The sequence below is a fragment of the Streptomyces sp. NPDC041796 genome, assembly GCF_055590785.1.
Genome location: NZ_JBVJAH010000007.1, coordinates 124,221 through 145,130 on the forward strand (window position 1 = coordinate 124,221; position 20,910 = coordinate 145,130).

Annotated in this window: 17 protein-coding genes; 4 read left to right on the forward strand and 13 right to left on the reverse strand. The window is 70.8% G+C overall.

The window, feature by feature from the left end; all coding sequences use genetic code 11:
* Positions 1-3: 3 nt before the first annotated feature.
* The 4 genes from tal to pgl are packed head-to-tail and all read left to right on the forward strand — an operon-like array spanning position 4 to position 4,504.
* Positions 4-1,122, forward strand: a complete 1,119-nt coding sequence (gene tal / locus ACZ6C1_RS16140) for a transaldolase (RefSeq protein ID WP_469241467.1) — start codon at positions 4-6, stop codon at positions 1,120-1,122.
* Positions 1,123-1,125: 3 nt separating this feature from the next.
* On the forward strand, positions 1,126-2,658 hold the full coding sequence (gene zwf, locus ACZ6C1_RS16145; RefSeq protein ID WP_469241468.1) for a glucose-6-phosphate dehydrogenase: 1,533 nt from the start codon (positions 1,126-1,128) through the stop codon (positions 2,656-2,658).
* A complete protein-coding gene (gene opcA, locus ACZ6C1_RS16150; protein ID WP_469241469.1) occupies positions 2,655-3,725 on the forward strand; it encodes a glucose-6-phosphate dehydrogenase assembly protein OpcA in 1,071 nt (356 codons plus the stop codon). The genes zwf and opcA overlap by 4 nt, the downstream gene beginning before the upstream one ends.
* The gene (gene pgl, locus ACZ6C1_RS16155) at positions 3,722-4,504 is read left to right on the forward strand and encodes a 6-phosphogluconolactonase (RefSeq protein ID WP_469241470.1); all 783 of its coding nucleotides are present in this window, start codon (positions 3,722-3,724) and stop codon (positions 4,502-4,504) included. Before opcA ends, pgl begins: the two co-directional genes overlap by 4 nt.
* 39 nt (positions 4,505-4,543) lie before the next feature.
* Here pgl and ACZ6C1_RS16160 read toward each other — a convergent pair whose 3' ends face one another.
* The 13 genes from ACZ6C1_RS16160 to uvrC form a co-directional block, all read right to left on the reverse strand.
* Positions 4,544-6,076, reverse strand: a complete 1,533-nt coding sequence (locus ACZ6C1_RS16160) for a PH domain-containing protein (RefSeq protein ID WP_469241471.1) — start codon at positions 6,074-6,076, stop codon at positions 4,544-4,546.
* The gene (locus ACZ6C1_RS16165) at positions 6,073-6,573 is read right to left on the reverse strand and encodes a PH domain-containing protein (RefSeq protein ID WP_469241472.1); all 501 of its coding nucleotides are present in this window, start codon (positions 6,571-6,573) and stop codon (positions 6,073-6,075) included. The genes ACZ6C1_RS16160 and ACZ6C1_RS16165 overlap by 4 nt, the downstream gene beginning before the upstream one ends.
* 4 nt (positions 6,574-6,577) lie before the next feature.
* Positions 6,578-8,230 (reverse strand): glucose-6-phosphate isomerase, encoded by a 1,653-nt coding sequence (pgi, locus tag ACZ6C1_RS16170; protein ID WP_469241908.1) that lies wholly within the window; start codon positions 8,228-8,230, stop codon positions 6,578-6,580.
* 173 nt (positions 8,231-8,403) lie between these two features.
* On the reverse strand, positions 8,404-8,739 hold the full coding sequence (locus tag ACZ6C1_RS16175; protein WP_003976875.1) for an RNA polymerase-binding protein RbpA: 336 nt from the start codon (positions 8,737-8,739) through the stop codon (positions 8,404-8,406).
* 110 nt (positions 8,740-8,849) lie between these two features.
* Complete coding sequence (secG, locus tag ACZ6C1_RS16180) at positions 8,850-9,080, reverse strand: preprotein translocase subunit SecG (protein ID WP_064073089.1); 231 nt, start codon at positions 9,078-9,080, stop codon at positions 8,850-8,852.
* Between the two features lie 136 nt (positions 9,081-9,216).
* On the reverse strand, positions 9,217-9,993 hold the full coding sequence (gene tpiA, locus ACZ6C1_RS16185; protein WP_469241474.1) for a triose-phosphate isomerase: 777 nt from the start codon (positions 9,991-9,993) through the stop codon (positions 9,217-9,219).
* A gap of 6 nt (positions 9,994-9,999) precedes the next feature.
* Complete coding sequence (locus ACZ6C1_RS16190; protein WP_469241476.1) at positions 10,000-11,211, reverse strand: phosphoglycerate kinase; 1,212 nt, start codon at positions 11,209-11,211, stop codon at positions 10,000-10,002.
* A gap of 121 nt (positions 11,212-11,332) precedes the next feature.
* Entirely contained in the window at positions 11,333-12,337 is a 1,005-nt protein-coding gene (gene gap, locus ACZ6C1_RS16195) for a type I glyceraldehyde-3-phosphate dehydrogenase (protein ID WP_469241478.1), read from the reverse strand.
* Positions 12,338-12,569: 232 nt separating this feature from the next.
* Complete coding sequence (locus ACZ6C1_RS16200; RefSeq protein ID WP_469241480.1) at positions 12,570-15,533, reverse strand: M14 family metallopeptidase; 2,964 nt, start codon at positions 15,531-15,533, stop codon at positions 12,570-12,572.
* A gap of 215 nt (positions 15,534-15,748) precedes the next feature.
* Positions 15,749-16,738 carry a DNA-binding protein WhiA gene (whiA, locus tag ACZ6C1_RS16205; protein ID WP_436989475.1) on the reverse strand — a complete coding sequence of 330 codons (990 nt, stop codon included), beginning with the start codon at positions 16,736-16,738 and terminating at the stop codon, positions 15,749-15,751.
* Positions 16,729-17,751, reverse strand: coding sequence for a gluconeogenesis factor YvcK family protein (locus ACZ6C1_RS16210; protein ID WP_469241483.1), 1,023 nt, complete (start codon positions 17,749-17,751; stop codon positions 16,729-16,731). Before ACZ6C1_RS16210 ends, whiA begins: the two co-directional genes overlap by 10 nt.
* Complete coding sequence (rapZ, locus tag ACZ6C1_RS16215) at positions 17,748-18,716, reverse strand: RNase adapter RapZ (RefSeq protein ID WP_469241484.1); 969 nt, start codon at positions 18,714-18,716, stop codon at positions 17,748-17,750. The genes ACZ6C1_RS16210 and rapZ overlap by 4 nt, the downstream gene beginning before the upstream one ends.
* Positions 18,709-20,706 (reverse strand): excinuclease ABC subunit UvrC, encoded by a 1,998-nt coding sequence (uvrC, locus tag ACZ6C1_RS16220; RefSeq protein WP_469241486.1) that lies wholly within the window; start codon positions 20,704-20,706, stop codon positions 18,709-18,711. The genes rapZ and uvrC overlap by 8 nt, the downstream gene beginning before the upstream one ends.
* Positions 20,707-20,910 lie beyond the last annotated feature (204 nt).

The following is a 20,910-nucleotide window of genomic DNA, read 5'->3' on the forward strand; positions in this document are numbered from 1 at the left end:
CTCATGACAGACGCACTCAAGCGCCTCTCCGACGAAGGCGTCGCGATCTGGCTGGACGACCTGTCCCGCAAGCGGATCACGTCCGGCAACCTCGCCGAACTGATCGACCAGCAGCACGTGGTCGGTGTCACCACCAACCCGTCGATCTTCCAGAAGGCGATCTCCGAGGGCCACGGCTACGACCAGCAGCTGTCGGACCTCGCCGCCCGGGAGGTGACCGTCGAGGAAGCCATCCGCATGATCACGACGGCGGACGTGCGGGACGCCGCCGACATCCTGCGCCCGGTCTACGACGCGACCCAGGGCCTGGACGGCCGGGTCTCGATCGAGGTGGACCCGCGCCTGGCGCACAACACCAAGGCGACCGTCGCCGAGGCGAAGCAGCTGGCGTGGCTGGTGGACCGGCCGAACACGCTGATCAAGATCCCGGCCACCAAGGCGGGTCTGCCGGCGATCACCGAGGTCATCGGCCTCGGCATCAGCGTCAACGTCACGCTGATCTTCTCGCTGGAGCGCTACCGCGCGGTGATGGACGCCTACCTGGCCGGTCTGGAGAAGGCCAAGGAGCGCGGCCTGGACCTGTCGAAGATCCACTCGGTGGCGTCCTTCTTCGTGTCCCGTGTGGACACCGAGATCGACAAGCGCCTGGACGGCATCGGCACCGACGAGGCCGTGGCGCTGCGCGGCAAGGCCGCGCTCGCGAACGCCCGCCTGGCGTACGAGGCGTACGAGGAGGTCTTCTCCTCGGACCGCTGGGCCGCGCTGGACAAGGCGCAGGCCAACAAGCAGCGCCCGCTGTGGGCGTCGACCGGCGTCAAGGACCCGGCGTACAAGGACACCCTGTACGTCGACGAGCTGGTCGCGCCGGGCACGGTGAACACCATGCCGGAGGCCACCCTGGAGGCCACCGCCGACCACGGCCGGATCACCGGCAACACCATCGCGGGCACGTACGACCAGGCGCGCGCCGATCTGGCGGCCCTCGAGAAGCTGGGCATCAGCTACGACGACGTGGTGCAGCTGCTGGAGGACGAGGGCGTCGACAAGTTCGAGGCGTCCTGGAACGACCTGCTCAAGTCGACCGAGGCGGAGCTCAAGCGCCTCGCCCCTTCGGAGGCGTAAACCTTGAACGCAGTTCATGGAGCGAATCCGCTCCGTGACGCCGCAGACCGACGGCTCCCGCGCATCGCGGGGCCGTCGGGCCTGGTGATCTTCGGCGTCACGGGCGATTTGTCCCGTAAAAAGCTGATGCCTGCCGTGTACGACCTCGCCAACCGAGGCCTGCTCCCGCCGGGTTTCTCGCTGATCGGGTTCGCCCGCCGCGAGTGGCAGGACGAGGACTTCGCGGACGAGGTGTACCAGGCCGTCAAGCAGCACGCCCGTACGCCCTTCCGTGAGGAGGTGTGGCAGCAGCTCAGCCAGGGCATGCGGTTCGTCCAGGGCAACTTCGACGACAACGAGGCGTTCGAGACCCTGAAGAAGACGATCGAGGAGCTGGACCAGGCCCAGGGCACCGGCGGCAACTTCGCGTTCTACCTCTCCGTACCGCCCAAGTTCTTCCCGGTCGTCGTCCAGCAGCTCAAGAAGCACGGGCTGGCCGACCAGAAGAACGACTCCTGGCGGCGCGCGGTCATCGAGAAGCCGTTCGGGCACGACCTGGCCTCCGCCAAGGAGCTCAACGAGATCGTCCACGAGGTCTTCTCGCCGGAGCAGGTCTTCCGGATCGACCACTACCTGGGCAAGGAGACCGTCCAGAACATCCTGGCGCTGCGGTTCGCCAACACGCTCTTCGAGCCGATCTGGAACCGGTCGTACGTCGACCACGTACAGATCACGATGGCCGAGGACATCGGCATCGGCGGCCGCGCCGGCTACTACGACGGCATCGGCGCCGCCCGTGACGTCATCCAGAACCACCTGCTCCAGCTGCTCGCGCTGACCGCGATGGAGGAGCCGGCCTCCTTCGACGCGGACGCGCTCGCGGCCGAGAAGACCAAGGTGCTGGGCGCGGTGAAGCTGCCCAAGGACCTCGGCAAGTCCACCGTGCGCGCGCAGTACGCGGCCGGGTGGCAGGGCGGCGCCAGGGCCGTCGGCTATCTGGAGGAGGACGGGATCGACCCCCGGTCGAAGACCGACACCTACGCCGCCATCAAGCTGGAGATCGACAACCGCCGCTGGGCGGGCGTCCCCTTCTACCTGCGCACCGGCAAGCGCCTCGGCCGCCGCGTCACCGAGATCGCGGTGGTCTTCCAGCGGGCGCCGCACTCCCCGTTCGACCACACGGCGACGGAGGAGCTGGGACAGAACGCCCTGGTCATCCGCGTCCAGCCGGACGAGGGCGTGACCCTGCGGTTCGGCTCGAAGGTGCCGGGCACGTCGATGGAGGTGCGGGACGTCTCGATGGACTTCGCGTACGGCGAATCCTTCACGGAGTCCAGCCCCGAGGCGTACGAGCGGCTCATCCTCGACGTCCTGCTCGGTGACGCCAACCTCTTCCCGCGCACGGAGGAGGTCGAGCTGTCCTGGAAGATCCTCGACCCGATCGAGCAGTACTGGGACCGCAACGGCAAGCCGGCCCAGTACGAGGCCGGGACGTGGGGGCCGGTCGAGGCGGACGAGATGCTCGCACGAGACGGACGGAGCTGGCGCCGGCCATGAAGACCGACCTTACGGACACCACATCCAGCAAGATCAACAAAGCGCTGGTGCTGGGGCGGCGCGCCATCGGTACGCCTGCCATCGGCATGGTGCTCACCCTGGTCATCGTCACGGACGAGGAGAACGCCTACGACGCCCTGAAGGCGGCCAACGACGCGTCCCGTGAGCACCCCTCGCGGACCCTGGTCGTCATCAAGCGCCCCTCGCGTTCCCCCCGCGACCGGGCCAACGCGCGCCTGGACGCCGAAGTGCGGCTGGGTGCGGACGCCTCCACCGGCGAGACGGTGGTGCTGCGGCTGTACGGCGAGGTCATCGACCACGCCCAGTCGGTCGTCCTGCCGCTGCTGCTGCCGGACGCCCCGGTGGTGGTCTGGTGGCCGGTGGCCGCCCCGGCCGACCCGGCCAACGACCCGCTGGGCGCCCTCGGGCAGCGCCGTGTCACCGACTCGTACGCCTCCGAGCACCCGGTACGGGAGCTGGCGGCGCGCGCCGCCGCCTACACGCCGGGTGACACGGACCTGTCCTGGACCCGGATCACGCCGTGGCGTTCGATGCTGGCGGCGGCCCTGGACCAGGTCACGTGCGAGGTCACGTCGGCCGAGGTGGAGGGCGAGGAGTTCAACCCGAGCGTCGAGCTGCTGGCCATGTGGCTGGCGGACCGGCTGAAGATCCCCGTGAAGCGCGCGACGTCGTCGGGCCCCGGTCTGACCGCCGTGCGGATGGAGACCAGCTGCGGCCCCATCGTGCTGGACCGGCCGGACGGTTCGCTCGCCACGCTGTGCATCGAGGGACAGCCCAACCGGGCGGTGGCGCTCAAGCGCCGTGAGACGTCCGAGCTGATCGCCGAGGAGCTGCGGCGCCTCGACCCGGACGACACGTACGCGTCGGCGCTGCGGTACGGGGTGGACCGGCTCGGCGAGTCGTCCCGGTCCGCCGCCGGCGGTGTGCGGGAGCCCGGCGAGCAGCCGGCCGCGGACACCGCCGGCGAGGACGCGTCCGGCGAGGACAAGCCCGCCGCGAAGAAGGCCTCGGCCAAGTCGCCGGCCAAGAAGGCAGCCGCCAAGTGAGTGCTCCGCAGCTCGTCGTGCACCGCGACAAGGAGCTGATGGCCCAGGCCACGGCGGCCCGGCTGATCACCCGGATCGTGGACGCCCAGGCCGCGCGCGGTGCCGCCTCGGTGGTGCTGACGGGTGGCCGGAACGGCAACGGGCTGCTGGCCGCGCTGAGTTCGTCCCCCGCCCGCGACGCGATCGACTGGTCGCGCCTGGACCTGTGGTGGGGCGACGAGCGGTTCCTGCCGGAGGGCGACCCCGACCGGAACGACACCCAGGCCCGCGAGGCGCTGCTCGACAGCGTCCCGTTGGACCCGGCGCGGGTGCACACCATGCCGGTGGCGGGCGGTGCGTACGGTTCGGACGCGGACGCGGCCGCCGCCGCGTACGCGGAGGAACTGGCCGCGGCGGCGGGGCCGGAGGACCATGGCCAGGTGCCGGCGTTCGACGTCCTGATGCTGGGCGTCGGCCCGGACACCCATGTCGCCTCCCTCTTCCCGGAGCTTCCGGCGGTGCGGGAGACCGAGCGCACGGTGGTGGGCGTCCACGGGGCGCCCAAGCCGCCGCCGACCCGGATCTCGATGACGCTGCCGACGATCCGCGCGGCGCGCGAGGTGTGGCTCCTGGCGGCGGGCGAGGACAAGGCGAAGGCCGCGGCGATCGCCCTGTCCGGTGCGGGCGAGACACAGGCCCCGGCAGCCGGCGCGTACGGCAGGTCGCGGACGCTGTGGCTGCTGGACCGGGCGGCGGCCGCCCGGCTCCCGCGGACCCTGTACTCCCCGGCGACCGACTGACGCGGGTTCAGCCCCGTCGGGCGGAGGCCCGGTTCACCCTTATGGGTGGGCCGGGCCTTCGGCGTCGGTGGGGCGCTCCAGGAACGGTTCGAGGAGCCCGGGAACGGCGTCCCGCGCGAAGCGGAGGCCCTCGGCCCGGTCCGCGTCGTGGACGTGGTACGCGCCCGCTCCCGCCGCGGTCGTGGCCGTCAGCGTGACGAGGCCGGCGCGGCGCTGGAAGTACGACTGACGGACCGTCCAGCCGATGACGCCGCCGCGGTGGAGCGCGACGGTGGCGCGGCGGACGGTGCCGGAGCGGGTGACCAGGTAGTCGCCGCTGAGCCCGTGGCCCAGTCCTCGGTACGCGTCGAGGGCGAGGAACACCGCGAGCGGCAGCAGCACCACGGCGCAGATCCGGCTGAGGGCGGAGCCGAGGGCGGCGAGGAGCAGGACGGGGACCAGCGCGGCTCCGACGGCCCACCGCAGCCGTCGGGCACGGGCCGCGCGGGGGTGGGCGGTGAGCGGCGCGCCGGTCGGGGAGGTGGGCTCCCGGAGTATCTGTGCGGCCACGTCGTCGGCCATGTGACGGGGCACGGCGGGCAGCAGCGTCTTGTGGTCGGCGTGCTGGTCGTCCTCGGCCGTGGCGAGGCCGGTGGCGACCGCGTCGACCCTGGCCGCGCCGGTCAGCCGGACGCCGAGCGGCTCGACCAGTTCCACGCCGCGCAGGCGTCGTTCCTCGATGGACACCGAGCGGGTGGTGAACAGGCCGCGCCGCACCCGGAGGGTGCCGCCGGGCTCACGCTCCAGCCGGTAGTTCCACCACATCTCGACCCAGAGGCCGAGCGCGCCGACGACGCCCGCGAGGAGGGCGACGGCGGCGAGGGTCAGGACGACCCATACGAGGGGCGTGTCCCGGAACCGGTCGCCCACCCAGCCGATGACCTCGTCCTGGGCGCCGAACCAGTCGCTGACCTGCATCACGCCGCCCGCCGCCGCGCCGCCCAGCAGCGGGGCGACGAACGAGAGGGGGGCGTACCGGATCCAGCGGGGGTCCAAGGCGGCCAGCTCGCCGTCCCGGAGGGCGCCCTCGGCCGGTTCGGCGGGCCGGGCGAGCAGTTCGCGGCGCAGGCGTTCGCCCTCCGCCCTGCTGACGGGGTGGAGCTCCAGCGTGGACTCGCCACCGGTCTGCTCGCCGGTCCCTATCCGGACCTTCACCAGGCCGAGGGCCCTCAGCAGCGGATGGGCCGTCAGGTCGACGCTGCGGATGCGTGTCCGGGACAGCGACCGGCGTTTGACCAGCAGCAGTCCGCTGTGGAGTTCGGCCCGCCCGGGGCCGATGCGGTAGCGGGTGCGGGTCCAGCGGACGTACTCCACCGCCGCCCCGCCGCCCACGAGCAGCACGGCGGCGGCGAGCATCAGGAGGATGCCGCCGCCCCGGCGCGGCCCGTGACCGAACCAGGCGCCACCGCCCAGGCCCAGCAGGACCGGGGCGCAGACACCGGCCGCGACCCCGGCCATGACGAGCGCGGTCACCAGCACGGCCCGCTTGTCGAGCCGCTGCCACCCGTCGGTGTCGGGACCCGGTTCGCTCATGTGGCGTCTCCGGGCGTGCCCTGAGTGATCCGGGTCAGCCGCTCGGCCAGCTCGGCGGCCAGCTCGTGGTCGAGGCCCTCGATCCGGATGGCACCCTTGGCGGACGCGGTGGTCACGGTGAGCGTGGCGAGCCCGAACGCCTGCTCCAGCGGCCCGCGTACGGTGTCCACGGTCTGGATGCGGGACATCGGCGCGATCCGCCACTCCTGCCGGAAGGCACCGGTGCGGACGTAGACGGCGTCGTCCGTGACCTCCCAGCGGTGGACCGTGAACCACCAGCGGGGGAAGAACGCGGCGCAGGCGAGCCCGGCGACGGCCAGGATGCCGGCGGGCAGCCACAGCCAGAGCCGGGCGGACTCCATCAGCGCGCCCAGCACGGCCAGGGCCACCACGGGCGCTCCGGCCAGGAGCAGCCACTGCGTCCGCCACCAGCCGATGACCCGCTCGTCCGGCGTGTGGTTCGGCGGTCGCAGCCGCACCGCGTCCTCCCCCGTCATCGGCTCACCTGCCGCGCAGTGTCCGGTACCGCTTCGCCAGCGCGGCGGTCGAGCTGTCGAGCTGTTCGCCGCCCTCGCCCCCGGTCAGTACGGGCTCGATCTTCTTGGCCAGCACCTTGCCGAGCTCGACGCCCCACTGGTCGAAGGAGTCGATGTTCCAGACGGCGCCCTGGACGAAGACCTTGTGCTCGTACAGGGCGATCAGCTGGCCCAGCACGGACGGGGTCAGTTCGTCGGCCAGGATGGTGGTGGTGGGGTGGTTGCCGCGGAAGGTCTTGTGCGGCACCAGCTCCTCCGCCACGCCCTCGGCCCGGACCTCGTCGGGCGTCTTGCCGAAGGCGAGCGCCTGGGTCTGGGCGAAGAAGTTGGCCATCAGCAGGTCGTGCTGGCCGACCAGGCCCGGCCGCAGGTCGGCGACCGGCTTGGCGAAGCCGATGAAGTCGGCCGGGATGACCTTGGTGCCCTGGTGGATCAACTGGTAGTAGGCGTGCTGCCCGTTCGTACCGGGCGTGCCCCAGACGACGGGTCCGGTCTGCCAGTCGACCGGGTTGCCGTCGCGGTCCACGGACTTGCCGTTGGACTCCATGTCGAGCTGCTGGAGGTAGGCCGTGAACTTCGACAGGTAGTGGCTGTAGGGCAGGACGGCATGGGACTGGGCGTCGAAGAACGCCCCGTACCAGATGCCCAGCAGACCGAGCAGCAGCGGCGCGTTCTCCTCGGCGGGAGCCGTGCGGAAGTGCTCGTCGACCAGGTGGAAGCCGTCGAGCATCTCCCGGAACCGGTCCGGTCCGACGGCGATCATCAGGGAGAGGCCGATGGCGGAGTCGTAGGAGTACCGCCCGCCGACCCAGTCCCAGAACTCGAACATGTTGGCCGTGTCGATGCCGAAGTCCTCCACCTTCTCGGCATTGGTCGACAGGGCGACGAAGTGCTTGGCCACGGCCTCCTGACCGGCCCTCAGTTCGGTGAGGAGCCAGTCGCGGGCGGAGGTGGCGTTGGTGATGGTCTCGATGGTGGTGAACGTCTTGGACGCGATGATGAAGAGCGTCTCGGCAGCGTCCAGGTCCTGGATCGCCTCGTGCAGGTCGGCGCCGTCCACGTTGGAGACGAAACGGAACGTCAGGTCGCGGCGCGTCCAGGAACGCAGGACCTCGTACGCCATCGCCGGACCGAGGTCGGAGCCGCCGATACCGATGTTGACGATGTTCTTGATGGGCTTGCCGGTGTGACCGGTCCACTCGCCGGAGCGGATCCGCTCGGAGAAGGCGGTCATCCTGTCGAGCACCGCGTGCACGCGCGGCACGACGTTCTCGCCGTCGACCTCGATCACGGCCTCGCGCGGGGCGCGCAGCGCCGTGTGCAGGACCGCGCGCTTCTCGGTCGTGTTGATCTTGTCTCCGCGGAACATGGCGTCGCGCAGCTCCGCCACCCCGGTCGCGGCGGCCAGCTCGCGCAGCAGCCGCAGCGTCTCATCGGTGACCAGGTGCTTGGAGTAGTCCAGATACAGGTCGCCGACCCGCAGCGTGTATGCGGTGCCGCGCGCCGGGTCGGCGGCGAACAACTCGCGCAGATGCGTCTGCCCCAGTTGCTCCCGGTGCTTGCCGAGGGCCGTCCACTCGGGCATCCGGTTGAGCCTCGTGCGGCTTTCTGCATTCATCTCGGACATCAGCCCACTTCTTCTCGTACCTGCCTGCTTGCCCCGCTGCCCCTCCAACCTAATTGATCTGGGGCACCGGGGTGGCGACGGCAAGCGCGGACCGAGCATCGACGATGCCGCGCACAACAAGTCGGGCCCTGCCGGTGGAATCCACCTACAGGGCCCTCGACCGCTCAGATCTCGCCGCGGAGTTTCGCCAGCGCCTCGGCCAGGATCGCCTCGCCGTCCGCGTCGCTGCGCCGCTCCCGCACATACGCCAGATGCGTCTTGTACGGCTCGGTGCGCGGCGGGTCCGGCGGGTTGTCCCGGTCCTGGCCGGCCGGGAACCCGCACCGCGGGCAGTCCCAGGTCTCCGGGACCTGTGCGTCACTCGCGAAGCTCGGCTGCGTCTCGTGCCCGTTCGAGCACCAGAAGGAGATGCGGAGTCGCGGCGCGGACTCGCCCCGCTCGGCCTCCCCCATCGGCCCCGCGCCGACCCGGCTTCCCCGGATCGCGTTGCCACTTGCCACGGTTGTAACTCCCTGCGTGATGGTGCTCGAAGATGCCCCAGTCTACGTAAGGCCCAACGCGCGTCCAGTGATTGGAGTTACACCCCTCCCCGGGACGCGGAACCGAGACGTCAGTTGTCCAGCTTGATCAGGAGAGCAAGTACGACAATGCACGCGAACCACAGCAGACCGACGACCACGGTGATGCGGTCCAGGTTGCGCTCGGCGACCGAGGAGCCACCGACGGACGACTGCATGCCGCCACCGAACATGTCGGAGAGGCCGCCGCCCTTCCCCTTGTGCATCAGCACCAGCAGCATCAGCAGCGCGCTGAAGACGATGAGGGCGATCGAGAACCCCATAACCACGGCTGGACCCTACTTCCTGGCAATTCTCGGATTACACGGACTGTCGGACTTCTACGGACGACGGGGGCCCAGGCTCCGATGAAGAGCCTCGGCCCCCGCAAGGGTACGACGATTCCGCCCTACCGCATACTCACTGGTCGCGGAACCGGACGATCTTTACGAACTCCTCGGCGTCCAGCGCCGCGCCGCCCACCAGGGCGCCGTCGACGTCGGGCTGCGCCATGATCGCGGCCACGTTCGAGGCCTTCACGGAGCCGCCGTACTGGATGCGGACCTTGTCGGCCAGCTCCTTGGAGTACAGCTCGGCCAGACGCCCGCGGATCGCCCCGCAGACCTCCTGCGCGTCCTCGGGAGTGGCGACCTCGCCGGTGCCGATGGCCCACACCGGCTCGTAGGCGATCACGATCGTCTCGGCCTGCTCGGCCGGGATGTCCTTCAGGCCGCCGTCGAGCTGCGCGAGGGTGTAGGAGACCTGGTCACCGGCCTTGCGGACGTCCAGGCCCTCGCCGACGCAGAGGATCGGGACCAGGCCGTTGCGGAAGGCCGCCTTCACCTTGGCGTTGCAGACCTCGTCGCTCTCGGCGTGGTACTGCCGGCGCTCGGAGTGGCCGACGGCGACGTAGGTGCACTTCAGCTTGGACAGCATCACGCCGGAGATCTCACCGGTGTAAGCGCCGGAGTCGTGCGCCGAGATGTCCTGGGCGCCGTACTTGATCTTCAGCTTGTCGCCGTCGACCAGGGTCTGGACGGACCGCAGGTCGGTGAAGGGCGCGAGGACGGCGACCTCGACGGCGTCGTAGTCCTTGTCGGTCAGGGCGAAGGCGAGCTTCTGGACGTGGGCGATGGCCTCGAGGTGGTTGAGGTTCATCTTCCAGTTGCCCGCCATCAGCGGGGTACGGGCGGTCATTGAGGGTCAGTCCTCCAGTGCGGCGAGGCCGGGAAGCGTCTTGCCTTCGAGGTACTCGAGGCTCGCGCCGCCGCCGGTCGAGATGTGGCCGAATGCGTCCTCGTCGAAGCCCAGGGTCCGGACGGCCGCGGCGGAGTCGCCACCGCCGACGACCGTGAAGGCCGGGGAGTCGACGAGCGCCTGGGCGACGGCCTTGGTGCCCTCGGCGTAGTCGGGGTGCTCGAAGACGCCCATGGGGCCGTTCCAGAAGACGGTGGCCGCGTCGGCGAGCTTCGATGCGTACAGCTTGCGGGTCTCGGGACCGATGTCCAGACCCTCCTGGTCCGCCGGAATGGCGGTCGAGGCGACCAGGCTCGGGTGGGCCGGGGCCTTGGTCTTCAGGTCGGGGAACTGGGACGAGACCAGCACGTCGACGGGGAGCACGAACTCCACGCCCTTCTTCTCGGCCCTGGCCAGGTACTCCAGGCAGGCCGGGATCTGGTCCTCCTGGAGCAGCGAGATGCCGACCTCGTGGCCCTTGGCCTTGAGGAAGGTGTACGCCATGCCGCCGCCGATGAGGATGCGGTCGGCCTTCTCCAGCAGGTGGTCGATGACGCCCAGCTTGTCGGAGACCTTGGCGCCGCCCAGCACGACGACGTAGGGGCGCTTGACGTCGTCGGTGAGCTTCTTCAGGACACCGACCTCGGTCGCGATCAGGTAGCCGGCGTACGCCGGGAGCAGGCGCGGCAGGTCGTAGACGGAGGCGTGCCCCCGGTGCACGGCGCCGAAGCCGTCACCCACGTACACGTCCGCGAGGGCGGCGAGGCGGGCGGCGAACTCGGCGCGCTCGGCGTCGTCCTTGGACGTCTCGCCGGCGTTGAAGCGGAGGTTCTCCAGGACGGCGACCTGACCGTTCTCCAGGCCGGCGACGGCCGAGTGGGCCTCGGAGCCGATGGTGTCACCGGCGAAGGCGACGGGCCGGCCGAGCAGCTCGCCGAGCCGGGAGGCGGCGAACCGCAGTGTGAAGGCGGGGTCCGGGGCGCCCTTGGGGCGGCCGAGGTGCGAGGCGACGACAACCTTGGCGCCGGCCGCGGTCAGCGCCTTGACGGTCGGCAGGACGGCGCGGATGCGGCCGTCGTCGGTGATGGTGGTGCCGTCCTGCGGCACGTTGAGGTCGGCGCGGACGAACACCCGCTTGCCCTCGACCCCTTGGCGAAGAAGCTCGTCGATCGTCTTCATCTGTCCCTGTTGCTCCGTACTCCTTGGAAGATCGACGCAAGCGACAGGGCTCGTACAGCGCGGCGTTGCGCTGCCCGAGCCCTGCGCTCACATCGAAGTGCCTGCCCTGCTACCCGGTTTCTTAGAGCTGGCCGCCGACGAAGACGGTGAGGTCGACGAGGCGGTTGGAGTAACCCCACTCGTTGTCGTACCAGCCGACGACCTTGACCTGCTTGCCCTGGACCATCGTCAGCTGCGAGTCGAAGGTGCAGGAAGCCGGCCAGTTGACGATGTCGGAGGAGACGATCGGGTCCTCGGTGTACTCGAGGATGCCCTTCAGCTGGCCCTCGGCGGCCTTCTGGAAGGCGGTGTTGATCTCGTCCTTGGTGACCTCGCGGTCAAGCTCGAGAACCAGGTCGGTGACCGAGCCGGTGGGGACCGGGACGCGCATGGCGATGCCGTCCAGCTTGCCCTTCAGCTGCGGGAGGACCAGGGCGGTGGCCTTGGCGGCGCCCGTCGAGGTCGGGATGATGTTCTCCGCGGCGGCACGGGCGCGGCGGAGGTCCTTGTGCGGGAAGTCCAGGATGCGCTGGTCGTTGGTGTACGCGTGGACGGTCGTCATCATGCCCTTGACGATGCCGAAGTTCTCGTCGAGGACCTTGGCCATCGGCGCCACGCAGTTGGTGGTGCAGGAGGCGTTGGAGATGACGTGGTGGTTGGCCGCGTCGTACTTGTCCTGGTTGACACCCATGACGATGGTGATGTCCTCGTCCGTGGCCGGAGCCGAGATGAGGACCTTCTTCGCGCCACCGGCGATGTGCTTCTCGGCGTCGGCCTTCTTCGTGAAGATGCCGGTCGACTCGATGACGATGTCGACGCCCAGCTCACCCCAGGGGATGTCGGCCGGGTTGCGCTCGGAGAGCACCTTGATGGTGTGGCCGTCGACCGTGATCGTGTCGGCGGTGTGGGTCACCTCGGCCTTGAGGCGGCCCAGGATGGTGTCGTACTTCAGCAGGTGGGCCGTGGTCGCAGTGTCACCCAGGTCGTTGACAGCCACGATCTCGATGTCTGCACCCTGCTCCAGCAGCGCGCGGAAGTAGTTACGACCGATGCGGCCAAAGCCGTTGATGCCTACGCGGATCGTCACGAACCGATCTCCTCGTTAGGTACGCCGGTTTCGACGCCGGCGAGTTTCTATTTGGGATGTCCCCGACCGCTTACGACCCTACCTCCCTCCAGGCGGCGGAGTGACATCTAGCGCACCCGGACGAGCCCGGTGGGCCGGAACCCATCTGCTACTGGGCAGTACGGTCCACCGGGGCGTTCGTCCGGCTACCGAGCGTCAGCGCGGCGCGCTCTTCGGTGCGGGAGTGCGCTCGTCAGCGCCGCAGCGCCGCGAGCGCCGAGCCCAGCAGCCGCTTGCGCTGGGACGGGCCGGGTACGTGTTCCAGCCCGAACCCGAGCAGCACGGTGTCACGCGTGGTGACGGCCGCCTGGGAGTGGAACAGCGCGGGTGATCGGGCCCAGTCGGTGGCGTTGCCCGGGCTGCCGGCCGGCGGGCCGGGGACGGTCCAGGCGCCGAGTGAGGTCTCGAAGCCCTCCCCCTCCCGTGCGTCGCCGCCGACGACGAGCCGGGTGTCGTCGGCGAAGACGCCCGTCTCACCGGTTCCGGGGTCGGTGATGTAGGAGAGGGACAGCTCGACCCGCTTGCCGGCGTAGGCGCTCAGGTCGACGGAGACCGGCTGCCAGCCGCCCGAGGTCCCGGTGAAGGCGTGCCAGGCGCCGGTGGTGCCGGTGGCGGTGCAGCCGTCCTCGCCGAGGGTCAGGTAGCGGGCGAGGAAGGGGTGCCCGGCGAGGTAGTAGCCCTCGGCGCAGTCGGCCGGGACCTCGGTGGAGGAGCGGCCCTGGGCGTCGGGCAGGGTCGTCCAGTCGTCCTGGCCGACGGTGTGGGCCTCGACGACCACGTTGTCGTACCCGGGCTCGGTGTCGTGGCTGAGCCGGAACTGGAGCGTGGGCTTCGCCGCCGCGTCCGTCGCGGTGAGGTCGACGGTGCGGGTGAGCCGCATCCAGGCGTTGTCCACGTGCCGGGCGGCGGCGAAGGTCTCGCCCTCGTACGGCTCGAAGGGGGTGCGTACGCCGGGGTAGTCGCCCGCGGCGGCGCTGCGGAACTGGGGGAACCGCTTGGGGTCGAGGGTGTCGGAGGTGACGGTATAGGCACCGGCGCTGTCGAGCGGGTTGCCGGTCGCGTCGCCGAGGGTCGCCCCCGTACCGGTGAAGCGGCCCACGCCCTGGAAGGCACCGGGTGAGGCCATCCCGGAGCGGCGGTAGGCGCCGAGGTAGTACTGGGCGAAGTCGTTGGAGTCGGCGCGGCCGATGTCGACGAGTCCGCCGGAGTGCTCGCCCGCGTTGATCAGCTTGCCGCCCTCGTTGAGGTACTCCCGTACGGCGAGGGTCGTGGGCCCGGAGGGCCGGTCGGCGCCGGTGTACCAGACGACGGTGTCGAAGTGACCGAGCACGCCCAGTGGGTGCGGGGCTCCCTGCGTGGCGACGTCCCAGACGGCGGATCGGCGCCCGTTGTCCTTCAGCGTCCTGGTGTACGTGGCCGTGTGCTTCGCGGGTGTGGTGCCGCCCTCCTCGGCGAGGACGAGCGTGTCGCCTCGCGGACGTGCCGCGATCGTGTACGTGAAGGGGGTCGAGGACACGCGCTTGCCGTCGCGGGTGCGGCCGGTGAACCAGACCTCGACGGTGTCGCCCGGTTCGCCGTCCTGGACCTCGGTGCGGTACTCCTCGTAGTAGAGGTTGTCCTCGCCGCCGTACGTCTCGCCGCCTTCCCAGGCTTCGAGCCGCTGGTCGTGCGTACGGCCGCCGTTGACGCGGTACTTGAGTTCCTTGTCCTTCAGCGACTTGCGGGCCGTGACGGCGACTTCCTGGTCGTCGCCGTCGTACGCGTAGGAGGTGGTGAAGGTGTCGGGGACGAAGGCGGGGGCGTCGGCGCCGACCGGGGAGACCGGGTTGTCGGGGCGGGCGGCGGACTCGGCGACGGCGAGCGCGAACGGGACGTTCTTGGCGAACTCCTGCTGGATCAGTCTCTCGTCGTCGGGGAAGGTGAAGACGGAGGCGCAGTCGGACGGCTCCCAGGCGTCGTTCGGGTCGACACGGGAGGCGGTGGCGCAGGTGGACATCTCCGGGGTGAACATCTGCATGCCGTTGACGTTGGCCGCGTGTCCGTCGGCCTCGCCGTTGGTGGTGTAGAGCTCGGAGGAGACCTGGGGGCGGTAACCGGGGACCGCGGGCTTGGCAGGGGTGCCCGCCAGGGCCTTGAGGGGGACGTCGTCGGGGGTGTCGGTGGCGACCTGCCAGCCGACGCCGTAGAGGATCAGCTGCGCGGCGGAGTGGTAGTTGACGCCGTACTGGAATCCGATCCGCTTCTGGAACGCGTCCAGCGCCTTGGTCTCCGGCTCGGACATCGGGCCGGTGCCGCGGTAGGTCTCGTCGGCGGGGTCGGGCGACGAACCCTCGTCGTCGTATCCCCACTTGTAGGAGAAGTTGCGGTTGAGGTCGACGCCGTCGCCGGGGGCGATCCTCCCGTCCCCGTTGTTGTCGCGGAGGTTCTTGCGCCACTGGCGGTTGGCGGGGGCGGCGTGGGTGTGGTCGTAGCCGTCGGGGTTGGCGGAGAGGACGAACCACAGCTCGGTGGTGTCCACGATCTTCGTGATCCGCGGGTCCTTGCCGTAGCCGGCGAGGTAGTGGTGGAGCAGCCGCCGGTTCATCTCGGGCGTGATCCACTCGCGGGCGTGCTGGTTGGAGAGGTAGAGGGTGGCGGGCTTGGAGCCGTCCTCGTTCTTCCTGGCGCCCTTGCTGAGCTTGAGGGCGAGGATGTCCTGCCCGTTGACGGTCTTGCCGATGCTGGTGACCTTGGTGAGGGCGGGGTGGGCCTGTGCGGTCGCCAGAAGCTCCTCCTTGAGCCCACCCTTGCCGCCGTACGGCCGGAACACGCCGTCGCCCGCGGCCGCGACGCGCTTCTCGGCGGCCTTGGTGAGGTCGTGCTCGGTGACGCCGACGCCCTTGTCGCGGAGCTCCGCGGCCTGCCGGTCGGTGAGGTACAGCTCGAGGGTGGCGGTGCCCTTTTCGGGCACCTGTTCGCTGAGCTCGTGGCCGTCGGTGCCGGCGTCGAGCAGGAGCGGGACCTGCTCCTTGGTCACCTTCGCGTGCCACACGGAGAGGTTGTCGCCACCCCCGGTGTCCCCGCTGTCCTGCTGCTGCGCCCCGGCGACGGGTGCCGCCACCAGGCCGGTCATCAGCAGTGAAGCCGCGGCAAGGATCGATCTTGCCCTGCGTCTCATGTGCCCCCCTTGCGGTTGTCTGCCACGGAAGTGGACAGGCGCCAGGCTCATGACACTTCATGATCATGTCAATACCGCCTCGGGGGCCCCGGCCGACGGCCGCCGCCGCTCCGGGCGGGGCGGCGGCGTGCACAGCGGCGGCGCCGGCGTGACCCGTCGGCCCACTCGCGGCCCACTCGTCAGGCCGTTCGTCGGCCCACTTGGCGGCCCATTCGTCAGCCGACGAGACCGTCGGCCATCTCCTCCGTGAGGTTGGACTCCGTGCCGGGGATGCCCAGGTCCTGGGCCCGCTTGTCGGCCATGGCCAGCAGACGGCGGATCCGGCCCGCGACCGCGTCCTTGGTCAGCGGCGGTTCGGCGAGGGCGCCGAGCTCCTCCAGGGACGCCTGCTTGTGCTCCATCCGCAGCCGGCCGGCCGCCGCCAGGTGCTCGGGGACCTCCTCGCCGAGGATCTCCAGGGCTCGCTGCACCCGGGCGCCGGCCGCGACCGCGGCGCGCGCCGAGCGGCGGAGGTTGGCGTCGTCGAAGTTGGCCAGCCGGTTGGCGGTGGCACGGACCTCGCGGCGCATCCGCCGCTCCTCCCAGGCCAGCACCGACTCGTGCGCCCCGAGCCGGGTCAACAGCGCGCCGATCGCGTCACCGTCACGGACCACCACACGGTCCACGCCCCGCACCTCGCGGGCCTTGGCGGCGATGGAGAGCCGCCGCGCGGCACCGACCAGCGCGAGCGCCGCCTCCGGCCCCGGGCAGGTGACCTCCAGGGACGACGAGCGCCCGGGCTCGGTCAGCGAACCGTGCGCCAGGAAGGCACCGCGCCACGCGGCCTCCGCGTCACAGGTGGCACCGGAGACGACCTGCGGCGGCAGCCCCCGGATCGGGCGGCCGCGACCGTCCACCAGCCCCGTCTGGCGGGCGAGCTGGTCGCCGCCCGCCACCACGCGCACCACGAAACGCGACCCGCGCCGCAGCCCGCCCGGCGCCATCACGATCAGCTCGGAACCGTGGCCGAAAATCTCCGCGATGTCCCGCTTCAGACGGCGGGCCGCCATCGCGGTGTCCAGCTCCGCCTCGATCACGATCCGCCCGCTGACCAGGTGCAGCCCGCCGGCGAACCGCAGGATCGACGAGACCTCCGCCTTTCTGCAGCAGGTCCGGGTGACGGGAAGCCGGGAAATCTCGTCCTTCACCGCTGCCGTCATCGCCATGGGCCGATCCTTCCATGCATCCGAAAAATACGGTCGTACGCGGCGGCCAACAGCTCCGGGTCGTGCTTCGGCGAGCCGTCCTTCCTCGCCACCGGGGCCAGCTCGACCGCGGCACCGAGCCGCTTGGCGGCGTCTGCGAGGGACTCGCGGTCGGGCACGGCGGCCTCGTCGGCCAGCACCACGTCCAGGGCGAGTTTAGGGGCGTGTCGTCCCAAAACCTCCAAATGACGCTGCGGGGAGAAGCCCTCGGTTTCTCCGGGCTGCGGCGCGAGGTTCAGCGACAGGACCCGGCGCGCCTTGGTCTCGACGAGCGCCTCCAGCAGCTCCGGCACCAGCAGGTGCGGGATGACCGAGGAGAACCACGAGCCGGGACCGAGCACCACCCAGTCCGCGTCGAGCACCGCCTCGACGGCCTCGGGCACGGCGGGCGGGTCGTTCGGCACGAGGTGCACGGACTGCACCTCGCCGGGGGTGAGCGCCACGGTCGCCTGGCCACGGACGGTGTCCACGTCCTCCGGGCGGTCGGGGTCGTGGCCCTTGACCAGCGCCTGCAGCTCCAGCGGCACGGCCGACATGGGCAGCACCCGGCCGTGCGCGCCGAGCAGCCTGCCGACCAGGTCCAGTGCCTGGACGTGGTCGCCGAGCTGCTCCCACAGGGCGACGATCAGCAGATTGCCGACCGCGTGCTCGTGGAGGTCGCCCTTGGACTGGAACCGGTGCTGGATGACGCGGGACCACGTCTGGCCCCAGTCGTCGTCGCCGCACAGCGCCGCCAGGGCCTTGCGCAGGTCCCCGGGCGGCAGCACACCGAGCTCCTCCCGGAGCCGGCCGCTGGACCCGCCGTCGTCGGCGACCGTGACCACGGCGGTCAGGTCACCGGTGATACGGCGCAGCGCGGCGAGGGACGCGGACAGGCCCATGCCGCCGCCGAGGGCGACGACCTTGGGCTGCGCGCCGCGTCTGCGGAGCGTACGAACGGACAGGGAGCTCGTACGCCGACGGTACTGCTTCACTCGCGCCCCATGTCCCGGTGGACGACCACGGTCTCGACCCCTTCCGAGGCGAGCCGGGCGGCGAGCTTCTCGGACATGGCGACGGAGCGGTGCTTGCCGCCCGTGCAGCCGACGGCGATCGTCACGTACCGCTTGCCCTCACGGCGGTAGCCGGTGGAGATCAGCTCGAGCAGCTCGGTGTACCGGTCGAGGAACTCCTTGGCACCCGGCTGGTTGAAGACGTAACCCGACACCTCCTCGTTGAGGCCGGTGAACGGGCGCAGCTCCGGCACCCAGTGCGGGTTGGGCAGGAAGCGGCAGTCCACGACCAGGTCGGCGTCGACGGGCAGGCCGTACTTGTAGCCGAACGACATGACCGTGGCGCGCAGCTCCGGCTCCTCGTCGCCGGCGAACTGGGCGTCCATCTTGGCGCGCAGCTCGTGGACGTTGAGGCTGGAGGTGTCGATCACCAGGTCGGCGTCGCCGCGCAGCTCGCGCAGCAGGTCCCGCTCGGCCGCGATGCCGTCGACGATCCGGCCGTCGCCCTGGAGGGGGTGCGGGCGGCGCACCGACTCGAAGCGGCGGACCAGGGCCTCGTCGGACGACTCCAGGAAGACGATCCGGCGGGTGACCTGCTTCGCCTCCAGCACCGCGAGCGACTCGCGGAGGCTCTCGAAGAACTGGCGGCCGCGCACGTCGACGACGACGGCGATGCGCGCCACGTTGCCCTGGGAACGGGCGCCGAGCTCCACCATGGTGGGGATCAGCGCGGGCGGCAGGTTGTCGACGACGAACCAGCCGAGGTCCTCCAGGCACTTGGCCGCGGTGCTGCGGCCGGCGCCGGACATGCCGGAGATGATCACCAGCTCGGGGATGGCCGCCTCGGCGGCCTCTCCGGCCTCGATCGTCGTGCCCGTACTCACGTGTGCTGCTCCGTCTTCTCGCGCTGTCGGCTCTGGTTGCGCCGTCGGGTGGTGCTCAGACATTTCCGGTTCCCCCGTCGTCGTCTTCCATGATCTCTCCTGTCGCCGTGTTCACGGCGGGGGCGGCCGGAGCCGCCTGGGCGAGGGCCACGGCCACGGCTTCGGCGGTCTTCCGGCCGAACCCCGGCACCTCGCAGATCTGCTCGATTGTCGCCTGCCGGAGGCGCTTCACCGAGCCGAAGTACTTGATCAGCGCCTGCTTGCGGGCGTCACCCAGCCCCGGCACCGCGTCCAGCGGGCTGGTCCGTATCCGCTTGTGGCGCTTGGTGCGCTGGTACCGGATGGCGAAGTCGTGGGCCGTGTCGCGGACCCGCTGCAGGAGGTACAGCCCCTCGCTGGAGCGGGGCAGGACGACCGGGTCGTCGTCGCCGGGCAGCCAGACCTCCTCGAGGCGCTTGGCGAGGCCGCAGACGGCGACGTCGTCGATGCCCAGCTCGTCGAGCGCCCGCTGGGCGGCGGCGACCTGGGGCTGCCCGCCGTCGACCACGACGAGCTGTGGCGGGTAGGCGAACTTCTTCGGCCGGCCGTCGTCCTCCGGCAGCTCCGCCGGGACCTCCCCGTCGGTCTCCTCCAGGGTCCACTCCCCGGTCTTCTCCTTCTCCGCGAGGTACCGCTTGAAGCGGCGGGTGATCACCTCGTGCATGGAGCGGACGTCGTCCTGGCCCTCGAAGCCCTTGATCTGGAAGCGGCGGTACTCGCTCTTGCGGGGCAGGCCGTCCTCGAAGACGACCATGGACGCCACGACGTCCTCGCCCTGGAGGTGGGAGATGTCGAAGCACTCGATGCGCAGCGGGGCCGTCTCCAGGTCCAGGGCCTCGGCGATCTCCTCCAGCGCGCGGGAGCGGGTGGTCAGGTCGCTGGCGCGCTTGGTCTTGTGCAGGACGAGGGCCTGCTGGGCGTTGCGCCCCACGGTCTCCATCAGCGCCTTCTTGTCGCCGCGCTGCGGGATGCGCAGGGACACCTGGGAGCCGCGCCGGCCGCTGAGCCACTGCGTGACGGCGTCCAGGTCCTCGGGGAGGGCCGGGACGAGGACCTCCTTGGGGACGGCGTCGCCGCTCTCCTCGCCGTACAGCTGCTGCAGCGCGTGCTCGACGAGGCCCGCCGTGTCGACGGCCTCCACCTTGTCGGTGACCCAGCCGCGCTGGCCGCGCACCCGGCCGCCGCGGACGTGGAAGATCTGCACGGCCGCCTCCAGCTCGTCCTCGGCGACGGCGATCAGGTCGGCGTCGGTGGCGTCGGCGAGGACGACGGCGCTCTTCTCCATGGCCCGCTTGAGGGCCTCTATGTCGTCGCGGAGCCGGGCGGCCTTCTCGTACTCCATGTCCTCGGCCGCCAGCATCATGTCCTTCTCCAGGCGGCGGATGTAGGTGCCGGTGCGGCCGGCCATGAAGTCGCAGAACTCCTCGGCCAGCTCCCGGTGTTCCTGCGGGTCGACCCGGCCGACGCACGGTGCCGAGCACTTGCCGATGTACCCGAGGAGGCAGGGGCGGCCGGTGCGCTCGGCGTTCTTGAACACACCGGCGGAGCAGGTGCGCACGGGGAAGACGCGCAGCAGCAGGTCGACGGTGTCGCGGATGGCCCAGGCGTGGCTGTACGGGCCGAAGTACCGGACGCCCTTCTTCTTCTGGCCGCGCATGACCTGCACGCGCGGGAAGTCCTCATTGAGGGTGACGGCCAGGTACGGATAGCTCTTGTCGTCGCGGTACTTGACGTTGAACCGCGGATCGAACTCCTTGATCCACGAGTACTCCAGCTGGAGCGCCTCGACCTCGGTGGAGACGACGGTCCACTCGACGGAGGCGGCCGTGGTGACCATGGTGCGCGTGCGCGGGTGCAGGCCCGCCAGGTCCTGGAAGTAGTTGGCGAGCCGCTGGCGCAGGGACTTCGCCTTCCCGACGTAGATCACCCGGCGGTGCTCGTCACGGAATTTGTAGACCCCCGGCGAGTCGGGGATCTGTCCCGGCTTGGGGCGGTAGCTGGAGGGGTCTGCCATGCCTCACACCCTACTGGCGTCCACTGACACCACGGGTGTCCCCGAGGTGACCGTGGAACGGCCGCGGGGGGGGGGGGGGGGGGGGGGGGGGGTGGGAGGGGGGGGGGGGGGGGGAGGGGGGGGGGGGGGGGAGGGGGGGGGGGGGTAGGGGGGGGGGGGGGGGGGTTCGACTGCCGAGAAGAGGTTAAAATCGCAGCTGACCAG

Coding starts and splice junctions, on each gene's coding strand:
- tal (WP_469241467.1), top strand. CDS start 4: ATGACAGACGCACTCAAGCGCCTCTCCGACGAAGGCGTCGCGATCTGG.
- opcA (WP_469241469.1), top strand. CDS start 2,655: ATGAAGACCGACCTTACGGACACCACATCCAGCAAGATCAACAAAGCG.
- ACZ6C1_RS16160 (WP_469241471.1), bottom strand. CDS start 6,076: ATGAGCGAACCGGGTCCCGACACCGACGGGTGGCAGCGGCTCGACAAG.
- ACZ6C1_RS16165 (WP_469241472.1), bottom strand. CDS start 6,573: ATGACGGGGGAGGACGCGGTGCGGCTGCGACCGCCGAACCACACGCCG.
- pgi (WP_469241908.1), bottom strand. CDS start 8,230: ATGAATGCAGAAAGCCGCACGAGGCTCAACCGGATGCCCGAGTGGACG.
- secG (WP_064073089.1), bottom strand. CDS start 9,080: ATGGGGTTCTCGATCGCCCTCATCGTCTTCAGCGCGCTGCTGATGCTG.
- tpiA (WP_469241474.1), bottom strand. CDS start 9,993: ATGACCGCCCGTACCCCGCTGATGGCGGGCAACTGGAAGATGAACCTC.
- ACZ6C1_RS16190 (WP_469241476.1), bottom strand. CDS start 11,211: ATGAAGACGATCGACGAGCTTCTTCGCCAAGGGGTCGAGGGCAAGCGG.
- ACZ6C1_RS16200 (WP_469241480.1), bottom strand. CDS start 15,533: ATGAGACGCAGGGCAAGATCGATCCTTGCCGCGGCTTCACTGCTGATG.
- whiA (WP_436989475.1), bottom strand. CDS start 16,738: ATGGCGATGACGGCAGCGGTGAAGGACGAGATTTCCCGGCTTCCCGTC.
- rapZ (WP_469241484.1), bottom strand. CDS start 18,716: ATGTCTGAGCACCACCCGACGGCGCAACCAGAGCCGACAGCGCGAGAA.
- uvrC (WP_469241486.1), bottom strand. CDS start 20,706: ATGGCAGACCCCTCCAGCTACCGCCCCAAGCCGGGACAGATCCCCGAC.